Here is a 12291-nt window from a genome sequence, read left to right on the forward strand (position 1 = left end):
GAGTGCAAGGTGAACGATCTTACCGGCTGGATGCGCACATTCATCACCGTGGCGGATGCGGCCAGCTTCAGCCGCGCCGCCGCGCGTCTCGAACTGCCGCAGTCGACGGTATCGCGCCAGGTCGGTGCGCTGGAGCGGCATCTCGGTGCGGCCCTGCTCAAGCGCACCACGCGCTCGATCGCGCTGACCAGCGAGGGGCAGGCCTACTACGAGGCCGCGCTGCGGGCGCTCGCCGCGATCGACGAGGCCGAGGCTGCCGTCGGCGTCCACGGCGCGCTTGGCGGGCAAGTGCGCATGACCGCCCCGCTTACGCTCGCCCAGTCGCGCGTGATCGCCATGCTCGCGCAGTTCCAGCGCCTGCAGCCGCGCATCGAAGTGGATCTCAGGGTCTCCGACCACGCGCTCAACCTTGTGTCCGACAATCTCGATTTCGCAATCCGGGTGGGGGTGATCGGGGACAGCCGCTCGATTGTGCGCCGTATCGGGACCTGCCGGCGCGTGATGGTCGCCTCGCCGGCCTATCTCGAGGAGTATGGCCTGCCGCACCGGCCCGCTGATCTCGCCGCGCACAATTGCCTCAGCTACGCGCTGCTCGCTTCGGGCAACAAATGGGCGCTCGGCAAGGAGCCGCCAGTCGAAGTGAGCGGGAGCTTCCGCGCCGACAGCCCGGATGCGCTGCGGGCGGCGGCGCTGGCGGGCATCGGCATCGCGGTCAACGCGCGGTGGCTGTTCGAGGACGATCTGGCGAGCGGCCGGCTGGTGGAATTGCTCCCCGATCATCCCCCGGCGGACATGCCGATCCACCTCGTCATGCCGGCCGGGCGCTACGTCGCGGCGCGCGTGCGCGCGCTGGCCGACCACATCATCGGAGCCTTTGCCGCCGATCCGCTGTTGCGCTCGGCCTGAGTTGTAACGATCCCGCCGCGCGCCGCGAACCTTGCGGGCAGGCAATGCGGGAGCGACAGGATGGTTGGCGAAACAGGCGACACGGCCGCTGCGGCGCAAGGCAAGCGCCCGCACGTGATCATTGTGGGCGGCGGCTTCGGCGGTCTGGCAGCGGCCAAGGCACTTGCCGGTGCGCCGGTCGACGTGACGCTGATCGACAAGCGCAACCACCACCTGTTTCAGCCGCTGCTCTATCAGGTGGCCACTGCCGGCCTCTCGCCAGCGGACATTGCCGGCTCGATCCGCGCGATCCTGGCGCGGCAGAAGAATGTGCGCGTGCTGCTCGACCGGGTCTACGGCGTCGACCGGGAGCGCCGCCGGGTGATCCTCGGCGATGGCGAACCCCTGGCCTATGACTGGCTGATCATCGCTACGGGGGCGACGCACAGCTATTTCGGCCGCGAAGATTGGGCGCCCTATGCGCCCGGCGTGAAGACCATCGACGATGCCACCGCGATTCGCCGCCGCGTTCTCCTCGCGCTCGAGCGCGCCGAGACCGAGACCGACGAAGACAAGCGCAAGGCGCTGCTCACCTTCGTGGTGATCGGCGGCGGGCCGACCGGCGTAGAGATGGCAGGCGCGATTGCCGAACTCGCCCGCCAGTCCGTTAGCATGGATTTCCGCCATATCACCCCGCATTGCTCGCGGATTTTCCTGCTCCAGAAGGGCGACCGCCTGCTGCCCGCGTTTCCGCCTGCGCTATCGGCCAAGGCGCGCAAGGGGATCGAGGAACTCGGCGTCGAGGTCCGGCTCGAGGCGCACGTCACCGAAATCGATGCGGACGGGGTGATCGTCGATGGCGAGCGGATCTCGGCAGCCACGACGATCTGGGCGTCGGGCGTGATGGCGAGCCGCGCGGCGGAATGGCTCGGCTGCAATGGCGACCGGGCGGGCCGCGTTCCGGTGGGGGCGGACTTCCATCCGGCCGGTGATCCAGCCGTGTTCGTGATCGGTGATACCGCCGCCTGCACCGATGCGGCCGGGCGCGCCCTGCCCGGAGTCGCCCCGGTGGCCAAGCAGCAGGGCCAGCATGCTGCCCGTGCCATCCGCGATGCGCTGGGCGGCCGGACCACGCCGCCTTTCCGCTACCGTGACTATGGCAACATGGCGACGATCGGGCGCAGCCGGGCCATCGCCGATTTCGGCCGTCTGCGCGTGACGGGCCTTGCCGCCTGGCTGCTGTGGTGCGTGGCCCATATCTGGTTCCTGACCGGGCACCGCAACCGGATTTCAGTCGGAATCAGCTGGTTGTGGAGCTACCTCACCTATCAGCGGGGCGCGCGTCTGATCACCGGCGATGTGGCGCCAGACCTGCCCGCGACATGGGAACTGGCCCCCGCACTGGGACGAAATCGGGCGGGGCATCTTGAAGTTATCCCTGCAGAATAATGACTTAACCCCACTCATTCCCGGCATGCATTGATAATATAACCGCTTGATGCGTGTTCGCCTCGGCGCGGCTCGGGCACTGTCAGTGCATCGAGAGGTTTTGGAGGAAAGCATGGCAAGCCAACTGGAGACCGCCCGGCACGCCGCACATGGCCCGCGCAAGAGCGCCGGCTTCGACTGGGAGGGGGCCATGGCCGCGAGCCTCGCCGGTGATGCCGCGGCGTACCGCCGCCTGCTGGAAGAGGCCGGCCGCTGGCTCCGCCGCTACTTTGCCCGCCGCCTTTCCCCCGAAATGATCGACGATGCGGTGCAGGAAGCGCTCACCGCGCTTCACCTCAAGCGCGCAACGTTCGAGCCGGGGCGTCCGTTCCTGCCCTGGCTTGCCGCGATTGCCCGCTTCAAGGGTGTGGATTGCCTGCGCAGCGCCGGGCGCAACCGCGCCGAGGAACTCGACGAGGGCCTGCATGGTGTGCCCAGCCACGAAAGCGCTTCGCTCAGCGGGATCGTGATGGCCGGGCTGTTCGACCGCCTGCGCCGCCCGCAGGCCGATGCGATCCGGCTGGTCAAGCTGCAGGGCTTCTCGGTGCGCGAGGCTGCGGCGATGACCGGGCAGTCCGAAGCGCTGGTCAAGGTCAACATCCACCGTGGGCTTGCCGCGCTCAAGTCTTTCTTCGGCGAGGGCGATTTCGCCTTGTGAAGGCGGAGCGGGCCGGTGCCGCAGCGAATGGCGCTCCTCCGCGTTACGCAAAAAAGAAGGGACGGATTGCTCCGTCCCTTCCTCGGCCGAGGGCCCTGTGGCTCCGGTCGTTAGCTGGTCTGGCAGTGTTTACAGCAGCCTCCAGGTGATCGGCACGGTCACCGAGGTGGCGCCGCCCGGCGGGGGGGGCACCGAGCCGGTGCGGCTCGGCAGCGCGAGCGCTTCGCGGTCGAGCGATGTCGAGCCCGAGGGCGAGATGAGCTCCGCGCGCTCTACCGCGCCCGAGGCGGCGACATAGATTTTCACCTTGGCCGTGCCTTCCTCGCCGCGCGCTTGCGCGGCCTTGGGATAGGTCTGCTTGGCGGCGATGGTGCGGGTGACCTGACGGACCCAGTCGGCTGACTGGGCATGGGCCGTGCCGACCATGCAGGTGGCGGCGATCAGCCCGAAGGCCAGGGTCTTGGCGGTCTTGAGCATCGTAGGTCCTTCCGGTTGGCGTCGAAACTGATGGTCCGCCAGCCAGATCAAGCTGGACGGACCAACGTGGCGTGGGGTGCCTCCATCTGACGCAAGGGCCGTTAGCTTCGCCCCAAGCCGCGCTACGAGCGGCACCGGATGGGGCGTTCATGCCATTTCGGACCCCGAAGCGCGGCCAGGCTTGCTTCGCCGCGCGCCTTGAAGGTTAATGCGGGGCTATGATGCACCGTCGATTCGTCCTTGCCGCGCTCCCGCTCGCTTCGCTGCTGGTTGCCGCGGCACCGCGAAAGCGCGTGGCGCCCCCTCCCGCGCCGCCTCCGCTCCCGCAGGTGACGGCTGTCGAGCGGGTTGCGCTGGTCACCGAAGCGGGCACGATCGAACTTGAGCTCGATGGCGCGCATGCGCCGATCAGCACTGCCAATTTTCTGCGCTATGTCGATGCCAGGCGGTTTGACGGAATCACGTTTTACCGCGCGATGCATCTGGCCTGGGGCGATCAGCCCAATGGTCTGCTGCAGGGCGGCCTGCGCGATCCGCGCCGCCTGTTCCCGCCGATCGCGCACGAGCCGACGAGCCAGACCGGGCTGAGCCATGTGGCGGGCGCGATCTCGATGGCGCGCAATGCGCCGGGCACGGCAACGGCCGATTTCTCGATCATGCTCTCGGACCTCACCAGCCTCGATGCCAACCCGGCCTCGAGCGATCCCGAGGCGCAGGCGGGCTATGCCGTCTTCGGCAAGGTGACCGCAGGCATGGATGTGGTGCGCAAGATCTGGGATTCGCCGATTTCGCAGACGCTGGGCGAGGGATCGATGCGCGGGCAGATGCTGGAAGCACCGGTGAAGATCCTCACCGCCAGGCGCCTGCCACCACCTACTCCCATCGAGCAGGTTGAGCGGGTGCCAGCTGCAAAGCCGACTGCCCGATGACGCCGTGGTCTACTGCGGACAGGCGACCGGCTCGCCCGCGCCGCGCTGGAACAGCACAAGCCGCAGGTTGAACGAATCTCCGCCTGCCGTCTGGTTGGGCCCGGCGACGAGTTCCAGCGCCTCTCCCGGTGCGAGATCGGCGCTGAGCGGCGGCAGCTGCAGTTGCCCCGTCAGCACGCCGCGCCAGAGAACCTTGCCGGCGGCGGTGATGGTGAGATCCACGCCGTCGCCCACGGCGCCCTTGGCGAAGCAGCCGCCCACATCGACCGATTCCGGAACGGGCGCGACATGGCGCCAGACCGCGCGCAATGGTGAGGCGGCGGTGCCGCCGGGCGCGGCGGAGGTCGTGTTGATCCGCAGCGGGCGGTACCAGCGATCGCCGAAGTAGCTGGTGAACTGGTCATCGAACAGCGGCAGGCGGTAGTTCGTATCGGCCTTGAGCCGCACGGCATAGCGCCACTGCGGCGTGCCCCAGCCCATCAGCGTATCGGCGATCCAGGTCGAGCTGCCAAAGCGGATCGCGGTGGTGCCGGTGATCACCACCGGGCTCTCGCCGACGCCGGCCAAGGGCACGGGCGCGCCGCTCGCATCGCTCACCGTGCCGCCTTCGACCATGAGCGAACGCGGCGCGCCCCAGACCACCGTAGTGTCGGTTCCGAAGCGGTAGGCAAACAGCAGCGGATCGCCGAGATCGAGCCGCTGCGGGCGGCCGCGGGCGAGGAGCTGCTGCATCATCCGGAACGCGGCGGCCTGCGGCTTGGGCGCGGTGCCGGCAAAGAGCCCCATGTTCGGGAACCAGCGCTGGTCGATCAGCGCGTACCAGCTGGCCTGTGCGGCCCCGGCTGCGGCGAGCATGGTCGTCTGCTTGATCAGTTCGCCTGCCGCGCCGGGCAGGTCGCGCGTATCGACGCTGAATTCGCTGGCCCAGATCGGCACGCGCCGCCCGGCGGCATCCATGGCGCTGTTCAGCTGCGCCAGCTCCACATCGAGCCCTTCGCCGCGCAGCCGGTAGGGATGCACCGCGATGCCATCCACCTCGGCGAGTATTCCGGCGGCGAACAGAGTGCGCAGGAAGCCGGTTCCGATCATGTTGGTCGATCCGCCGAGGATCGCGACGCGCCCGCCGATCCGCGCGCGCACCGCCTTGAGCGTGGCGACATAGGCGGCGGCGCGATTGACGCCGGCGGGATAGACCAGCGTGCCGGATCCGTTGAGCTCGTTGCCGACCTCGATCGCGGCGAGACAGGGGCCGAACCGATCGGCGAGCGCGGCAAGGTAGCTGGCGAAGGCGGCGTTGCCTGCTGCGCTCGAGACCCACCCCCCGCCATCGTAGAGCGGATTGGCAGGGACCGCTGTCAGCAGCAGGCGCTGCCCTGCCGCGCAGGCCGAGGCCAGCGCCTGCGCCCCCGGCGAGCCAAGATCGTAGCTGCCGCGCACCTTTTCTGTCGCGGCCCAGGGGAGCGAATCGCGCAGCATCGGCGCGCCGACCTGCTGCGCCAGTGCGAGCGAGGAGGCGGGCCAGCCCTGACTGAAATGAGTCTGCACGCCCAGCACCATCGGCGGCAGGGCAGACGGGTCGAATGCGCTGCGTTCGAGCGGGCCGGCTGCCTGAGCCGTGCCGATGGGCGAGGTCACTTCTGCGGTGTGCCGCAAATGCGCGGGCCCGCAGGCAGCGAGCAGGGCAACCAGCACCGCGATGCGCAGGGGCGGGCGCACCTGGCTGGCAAGACGGCGGACGGGATCGATCAAGGCACGGCGGACCATGGCACGCTCTCCAGCGAGGGGACGCGTCAAGGATGTGCCGGGTGCGCCTTAATGGGCTCCCAGCGGATTCGCTTAAGCGGCCATTTTTCTGTGTTGCGCTAGTCTCGCCAAACGCTCGGGGTTCTCCCTTAGGGAATTACCCACGCACAGTGCGGATGGCCATCTCGATCACATCGCCAATCCGGGCAAGATCGGCCTCGTCGATGCAATAGGGCGGCATGATATAGATCGTGTTGCCGAGCGGTCGCAGCAGCACGTCGGCCTCGCGGAACAGCGCGAGCAGGCGCGGGGCGAGCGAGGACATGTAGCCGCCGTCGGGCACCTCGAGATCGAGCGCGGCGATTGTCCCGCAGCGGCGCACGGAGGCGACTCCGGGCAGCATGGCGAGCCGATCCAGCAAGGCCTGCTGGCGTGCGCCGAGGTCGGCGAGGCGGTCCATGACGGGCTCGGATTGCCAGATCGCGATGTTGGCCGCCGCCGCCGCGCAGGCGATGGGGTTCGCGGTGTAGCTCGACGAGTGAAAGAACATCTTGGCGCGGTCGGTCGACCAGTGCGCCATGAAGATCTCTTCGCGCGCCATTGTCACCGCGAGCGGCATCGAGCCGCCGGTGAGGCCCTTGGCGATGCACAGGATGTCCGGCACGACGCCCGCCTGCTCGCAGGCAAGCAGAGTGCCGGTGCGGCCCCAGCCGGTCATCACCTCGTCAGCGATGAACAGCACCTCGTGGCGCCGGCAGATTTCGGCCATCGCGGCGAGCAGTGCCGGCGGGTACATCAGCATGCCGCCGGCGCCCAGCACCAGCGGTTCGACGATGAACGCGGCAGGGGCTTCGCGGCAGGCCGCTTCCAGCGCGTCCAGCGTGTTGGCGCCATCGCCCACCGGAAAGGGGATGGTGCCGACATCGAACAGCAGCGGCGCGTAGGGCGCGTTGAACACGCCGCGCGCGCCAACCGACATCGCGCCGATCGTATCACCGTGGTAGCTGTGTTCGAGCACGAGGATGCGCCCGCGCGGCCGATCGGTGTGGGCCCAGTATCCCAGCGCCATCTTCAGCGCGACTTCGACCGAGGTCGAGCCGCTGTCGGAGAAGAACACCCGGGTCAATTCCGGGGGCATCATCGCGCGGAGGCCGGCGGCGACGCGCTCGGCGGGCGTGTGGGTCCAGCCGGCGAAGATAAGCTGATCGAGCGCGCCGGCCTGCGCGCGGATCGCCTCGACGATGCGCGGGTGGCAATGGCCGTGCGTTGTCACCCACCATGAGGAGATCGCATCGATCACCCGCCGTCCGTCGGCGGTGTAGAGCGCGGCGCCTTCCGCATGGGTCACCAACGGGACCGGCTCGCCCAGCCCGTGCTGGGTGAACGGATGCCAGACTGCCGAGCCGCTCACGTGAAGTCGTCGATCAGAAAGGCCTGCGCAAAGGCCTCGGCCAGCGTCTCCGGCGCGAGCGCAGGGAGCAGAGGCAGGCGCCCAAGTCGCCGCACCTGGCCCATCTCGCAGATCGTTGCCTCGTTGTCCTCGTTCGCCTCGCCCACGAAGGCGACGCCGTGGATCGGCACGCGCCGCGCACGCAGTGCCTCGATGGTCAGCAGGCTGTGGTTGATCGTGCCGAGCGACGTGCGCGCGACAATGATCGTGAGAAGCCCCCACCGTGCAAACACATCGGCATAAGTCACTTCGCGCGTCAGCGGCACCAGTGCGCCGCCTGCGCCTTCGACCACAAGCGGCCGCGCTTCGGGCAGCATGAGCCAATCGGGGTCGATCGCCACGCCGTCGAGCTCCGCTGCGCGGTGCGGTGAAAGCGGCTCGTTCAGGCGATAGGCTTCGGGGAGGATCTTCTCGGCGGGCAATCCGGCGAGCATGGCCACGCTGTCCTTGTCCGCGCCATCTTCAAGGCCGGATTGCACCGGCTTCCAGTAATGCGCGCCCAGCGCGCCGGTGAGGGCAGCGGAAAAGACGGTCTTGCCAATCCCGGTATCGGTTCCGGTTACAACAAACGCACTCATGCCAGAGCCTTTGCCAAGGCCCCGGCCAGTGCGTCAATATCTTCAGGCATAACGTTTTGTGTCAGGGAGATACGCAGCCGGCTCGTACCCGCCGGTACGGTCGGCGGGCGGATGCCGCGAACGTCGAAGCCCGCCTGCTGCAAGTGCGCCGCAACCGCCATGGTGCGCGCTTCATCACCAAGGACCAGCGGCATGATCTGGGTGCCCGTCACCGCAGCGCCATAAGGCGCGAGCGCCGCCTCGGCATGGGCCACGCGCGCCATCAGCCCGGTCCGCCGCTCGGGTTCATCCGCCAGCATGCGCAAGGCCTCGCGCACGGCCGCCGCCATCAGGGGCGAGGGCGCGGTGGAAAAGATGAACGGGCGTGCGCGGTTGATGAGGAAATCGCGCATCACCGCCGGTCCGCAAACCAGCGCGCCCTCGCATCCCAATGCCTTGCCGCAGGTGCGCAGCACCACCGTATCGGCCCGCCCGTCGAGCGCGGCGGCAAGGCCGCGCCCATCGGGGCCGAACACGCCGGTCGCATGCGCCTCGTCGATCAGCATGATCGCCTCGTGCTGTTCGGCCAGCTCTGCAAGATCGGCAAGCGGCGCGCGGTCGCCGTCCATCGAATAGAGGCTTTCAAACGCGAGCCAGACGCGGCCCTTGCCGCCGGCCCTGCGCCATGCCGCGATGGCATCAGCAAAGCTGCCCGCATCGTTGTGCCCGGCGCAGGCCTTGACAGCCCGGGTCAGGGCAAGGCCTTCGTGCATCGAGGCATGAATGAGGGCATCGTACACGATGAGGTCGCCGCGCTGCGGCAGGCTCGCCAGCAGGGCAACATTGGCGGCATAGCCTGACGAGAGATAGAGCGCGCTTTCCGCGCCGAAGAACTGCGCCGCTTCGGCTTCGAGCGCCTCGTGCTCGGGATCATTGCCCCGCAGCAGGCGCGATCCGCCCGAACCGATCGGCACGCCCCGCGCGATGGCCTCTTCCACCGCCCGTGCGAGGCGCGGTGCGCGCGCCATGCCGAGGTAGTCGTTGGAGGAAAAGTCCCGCCCCTCGCGTGCGATCAGCTGGCGCCCGCGTCCGCGCGCGACAAGCGCTTCGAGGTCGGCGCGCTGCGCCTCCCACGCATCAATGGCCGCAATCATCGCCGCCTGTGCCTAGCGCCCGCAGGCGGCTGCCTTGTCCGCGCGCATCGGTTCTTCGCCTTCCATCGGCTTCAGGCCCAGCCGGGCAAACAGCGCTGCATCGGCATCGTCGCCGGCGTTGGCGGCGGTCAGCAGCCGATCGCCGGTGAAGATCGAGTTCGCGCCCGCCACGAAGCACAGCGCCTGCGTGGCTTCGGACATCGATTCGCGCCCCGCCGATAGCCGCACCATCGAGCGCGGCATGGTGATCCGCGCGGCGGCGACGGTGCGCACGAACTCGATGTCGTCGATCTTCGCGAGCGGCGTATCGGCCAGCATGTCGCCCAGAACGGTTCCCTTGATCGGCACGAGAGCGTTCACCGGTACGCTTTCGGGATGGCGCTCCAGCGTTGCCAGCGCATGGATGAAACCGACGCGGTCGCTGCGCGTTTCGCCCATGCCGACAATGCCGCCAGAGCAGACATTGATCCCCGCCTTGCGGACCTCGGCGAGGGTATCGATCCGCTCGTCGAACGTGCGCGTGGTGATGATCTCGCCGTAGCGCTCGGGCGAGGTGTCGATGTTGTGGTTGTAGTAATGGAGCCCGGCCTCGGCGAGCTGAGCCGCCTGACGTTCGCTGAGCATGCCCAGCGTCATGCATGTTTCCATGCCCATCTCGCGCACGCCCTTCACCATCGCGATGATCGCGGGCATGTCGCGGTCCTTGGGGTTGCGCCAGGCGGCGCCCATGCAGAAGCGCTTCGATCCGGCATCGCGCGCCTGCGCGGCGGATTGCAGCACCGCCTGCACGTCCATCAGTTTGGTTGCTTCCACGCCGCTGTCGGCCTTGACCGATTGCGCGCAGTAGCCGCAGTCCTCGGGGCAGCCGCCGGTCTTGATCGAAAGCAGTGTGCAGAGCTGCACTTCATCCGGCCGGTGATGGCGGCGGTGCACTTCGGCGGCGCGGAACAGCAGTTCGGTGAACGGCAGGTCGAACAACGCGGCGATCTCTGCCCGGGTCCAGTCAGTGCGCGTGCCGTCCCCCGTGGTAACGGTCTCGGCACCGGACACGCGGGCAGGGAAGGTCGCGGTTTGGGTCATGGGGCACTCCGTGGTCTTTGGCAAAAAGCTTAACTAACGAGATAGGAGCCTCTAGCCGAGATGGGCAGCCGTGCCTTCCCGAAAAAGTGCCTGGTCGTTTCACGAACGGAAAAGGCACCGGGCCTTCCGCTTCACAACTGTTGCGAAACAGCAACAACTGACGCGATTCCTGGCGATGAAAAGTGTCACCAGGGGCAGCCCGGCTGCCGCATTCTGCAAAGCTCGCGACCCGGCTTCGAGCGGGACAAGGGCCTAGGCGCGGCGCGTTTGCTCCGTCTTGGGGCCGCCCTGCCTTGCATTGGCCCCCTCGGGCGCTAGGTAGTGCGCCGGTTAGACTTGTGTCACATGCCGGATGGCTGTGGTGCAGATCGAACAACGGGGGCGCGATTGGCGCCATGCTTGAGTCGATGCGGCTAAGTCCGTATTGGCAATGATTGCAGATGTGGGCACAGCCGCGACGGCCGAACGCCTGAATGGTTCCGGGGTCAGCGCAAGTGGTCGCGTCCTCGATCACTAAGCTTATGAGGCGGATTGGTTTGGTATGAATTCTTTCGGCAAAATCGGTATTGTTGGACTTGGTTACGTCGGTCTGCCCCTCGCTGTCTCGTTTGCCCGCAAGCATGAAGTGGTCGGCTTCGATGTGAGCGAGACCCGCGTCGCCACGCTGCGCGAAGGCCATGACTACACCAACGAGATCTCGTCCGAGGAATTGAAGGCGTCCCGTCTCCTCATCACCGGATCGGTCGAGGATCTGCGCGGTTGCGGCATCCTCATCGTGACCGTGCCGACTCCGGTGGACGACAGCTGCCGCCCCGATTTCTCCAACCTGACCGATGCCTGCGCCGCGATCGGCAAGATCATCGCACCCGGCACGATCATCGTCTTCGAAAGCACGGTCTATCCCGGTGCGACCGAGGAAGTCTGCGCGCCGGTGCTTGAGGCGGCTTCCGGGCTCAAGAGCGGCGAGGGCTTCAAGCTCGGGTACAGCCCCGAACGCATCAACCCGGGCGACAAGGCGCATCCGCTGGAGGCCATCGTCAAGGTGGTGGCCGGGCAGGACGACGAAACGCTCGATACCCTCGCCGATCTCTATGGCTCGATCATCCATGCGGGCATCCACCGCGCCTCGTCGATCCGCGTCGCCGAAGCTGCAAAGGTCATCGAGAACACCCAGCGCGATATCAACATTGCGCTGATGAACGAGATCTCGAAGATTTGCGATCTCGTCGGCATCCGCACCAGCGAAGTGCTGGCGGCGGCCGGGACCAAGTGGAACTTCCTGAAGTTCTACCCCGGGCTGGTCGGCGGGCACTGCATCGGCGTTGACCCCTACTACCTCACCGCCAAGGCGGAGCAGATGGGCTATCACCCCGAGGTCATCCTCTCCGGCCGCCGCATCAACGACAGCATGGGCAGCTACATCGCGCAGCGCGCGGTCAAGCTGCTGGCCATTGCCGGGCATCCGCTCAAGGATGCGCGGGTCGGCATTCTCGGTCTGACCTTCAAGGAAAACGTGCCCGATATCCGCAATTCCAAGGTGGAGGATATCTACCGCGAACTGTGCGAATTCGGCATCGTCCCGATTGTCCACGATCCCATGGCGAACGATGAGGCGACCCGCCGCGAGTTCGGCATCGAGCTTTCGCCGATCGAGGCTTTCACCGGGATCGACGTGCTGATCTATGCGGTCTCGCATGAGCACTACGCGGCGATGGGCATCGAGGCGATTCAGGGCATGATCGCGCCCGCAGGCATCCTGATCGACGTGAAATCGTCCATCGCGCCCGAAGGCCTGCGCGAGGACATCCGGTACTGGAGCCTCTGATGCGGCCGGCACGCCGTGCAGTGCGCGGCAGCCGGATGGCAATCG

At 67.5% G+C, this 12291-nt stretch carries 11 protein-coding genes; 5 read left to right on the forward strand and 6 right to left on the reverse strand.

The features are described from left to right. Positions 1-9 precede the first annotated feature (9 nt). From Q0082_RS17295 to Q0082_RS17305, 3 genes are all read left to right on the forward strand, one after another. On the forward strand, positions 10-906 hold the full coding sequence (locus Q0082_RS17295; RefSeq protein ID WP_298194854.1) for a LysR family transcriptional regulator: 897 nt from the start codon (positions 10-12) through the stop codon (positions 904-906). A 60-nt stretch (positions 907-966) separates the two neighbouring features. Then, positions 967-2334 (forward strand): NAD(P)/FAD-dependent oxidoreductase, encoded by a 1368-nt coding sequence (locus Q0082_RS17300; RefSeq protein ID WP_298194855.1) that lies wholly within the window; start codon positions 967-969, stop codon positions 2332-2334. A 112-nt stretch (positions 2335-2446) separates the two neighbouring features. After that, positions 2447-3031: a sigma-70 family RNA polymerase sigma factor gene (locus Q0082_RS17305; RefSeq protein ID WP_366522577.1), complete on the forward strand. Its 585-nt coding sequence runs from the start codon at positions 2447-2449 to the stop codon at positions 3029-3031. Positions 3032-3160: 129 nt separating this feature from the next. Here Q0082_RS17305 and Q0082_RS17310 read toward each other — a convergent pair whose 3' ends face one another. Further along, complete coding sequence (locus Q0082_RS17310; protein ID WP_298194856.1) at positions 3161-3508, reverse strand: energy transducer TonB; 348 nt, start codon at positions 3506-3508, stop codon at positions 3161-3163. Between the two features lie 218 nt (positions 3509-3726). Here Q0082_RS17310 and Q0082_RS17315 point away from each other — a divergent pair, with 218 nt between their 5' ends. After that, the gene (locus Q0082_RS17315; RefSeq protein WP_298194857.1) at positions 3727-4437 is read left to right on the forward strand and encodes a peptidylprolyl isomerase; all 711 of its coding nucleotides are present in this window, start codon (positions 3727-3729) and stop codon (positions 4435-4437) included. A 9-nt stretch (positions 4438-4446) separates the two neighbouring features. Here Q0082_RS17315 and Q0082_RS17320 read toward each other — a convergent pair whose 3' ends face one another. The 5 genes from Q0082_RS17320 to bioB all read right to left on the reverse strand — a co-directional run bounded on the left by Q0082_RS17320 (position 4447) and on the right by bioB (position 10421). After that, positions 4447-6201 (reverse strand): hypothetical protein, encoded by a 1755-nt coding sequence (locus Q0082_RS17320; protein ID WP_298194858.1) that lies wholly within the window; start codon positions 6199-6201, stop codon positions 4447-4449. A gap of 136 nt (positions 6202-6337) precedes the next feature. After that, positions 6338-7591: an adenosylmethionine--8-amino-7-oxononanoate transaminase gene (locus tag Q0082_RS17325; RefSeq protein WP_298194859.1), complete on the reverse strand. Its 1254-nt coding sequence runs from the start codon at positions 7589-7591 to the stop codon at positions 6338-6340. Beyond that, on the reverse strand, positions 7588-8208 hold the full coding sequence (gene bioD, locus Q0082_RS17330; RefSeq protein ID WP_298194860.1) for a dethiobiotin synthase: 621 nt from the start codon (positions 8206-8208) through the stop codon (positions 7588-7590). The genes Q0082_RS17325 and bioD overlap by 4 nt, the downstream gene beginning before the upstream one ends. Beyond that, positions 8205-9341 (reverse strand): 8-amino-7-oxononanoate synthase, encoded by a 1137-nt coding sequence (locus Q0082_RS17335; protein WP_298194861.1) that lies wholly within the window; start codon positions 9339-9341, stop codon positions 8205-8207. The genes bioD and Q0082_RS17335 overlap by 4 nt, the downstream gene beginning before the upstream one ends. A gap of 12 nt (positions 9342-9353) precedes the next feature. Beyond that, complete coding sequence (gene bioB / locus Q0082_RS17340; RefSeq protein ID WP_298194862.1) at positions 9354-10421, reverse strand: biotin synthase BioB; 1068 nt, start codon at positions 10419-10421, stop codon at positions 9354-9356. A gap of 541 nt (positions 10422-10962) precedes the next feature. On the opposite strand from bioB, the gene Q0082_RS17345 reads away from it, so the two are divergent. Continuing rightward, positions 10963-12246 carry a nucleotide sugar dehydrogenase gene (locus tag Q0082_RS17345; protein ID WP_298194863.1) on the forward strand — a complete coding sequence of 428 codons (1284 nt, stop codon included), beginning with the start codon at positions 10963-10965 and terminating at the stop codon, positions 12244-12246. Positions 12247-12291 lie beyond the last annotated feature (45 nt).

Source organism: Novosphingobium sp., from assembly GCF_027489515.1.
GTDB lineage: Bacteria > Pseudomonadota > Alphaproteobacteria > Sphingomonadales > Sphingomonadaceae > Novosphingobium.

Excerpts from the sequence above, each read along its gene's own strand:
- Q0082_RS17300 (WP_298194855.1), top strand. The coding sequence starts at position 967 with ATGGTTGGCGAAACAGGCGACACGGCCGCTGCGGCGCAAGGCAAGCGC.
- Q0082_RS17320 (WP_298194858.1), bottom strand. The coding sequence starts at position 6,201 with ATGGTCCGCCGTGCCTTGATCGATCCCGTCCGCCGTCTTGCCAGCCAG.
- Q0082_RS17345 (WP_298194863.1), top strand. The coding sequence starts at position 10,963 with ATGAATTCTTTCGGCAAAATCGGTATTGTTGGACTTGGTTACGTCGGT.
- Q0082_RS17335 (WP_298194861.1), bottom strand. The coding sequence starts at position 9,341 with ATGATTGCGGCCATTGATGCGTGGGAGGCGCAGCGCGCCGACCTCGAA.
- Q0082_RS17310 (WP_298194856.1), bottom strand. The coding sequence starts at position 3,508 with ATGCTCAAGACCGCCAAGACCCTGGCCTTCGGGCTGATCGCCGCCACC.
- Q0082_RS17305 (WP_366522577.1), top strand. The coding sequence starts at position 2,447 with ATGGCAAGCCAACTGGAGACCGCCCGGCACGCCGCACATGGCCCGCGC.
- bioB (WP_298194862.1), bottom strand. The coding sequence starts at position 10,421 with ATGACCCAAACCGCGACCTTCCCTGCCCGCGTGTCCGGTGCCGAGACC.
- bioD (WP_298194860.1), bottom strand. The coding sequence starts at position 8,208 with ATGAGTGCGTTTGTTGTAACCGGAACCGATACCGGGATTGGCAAGACC.
- Q0082_RS17315 (WP_298194857.1), top strand. The coding sequence starts at position 3,727 with ATGATGCACCGTCGATTCGTCCTTGCCGCGCTCCCGCTCGCTTCGCTG.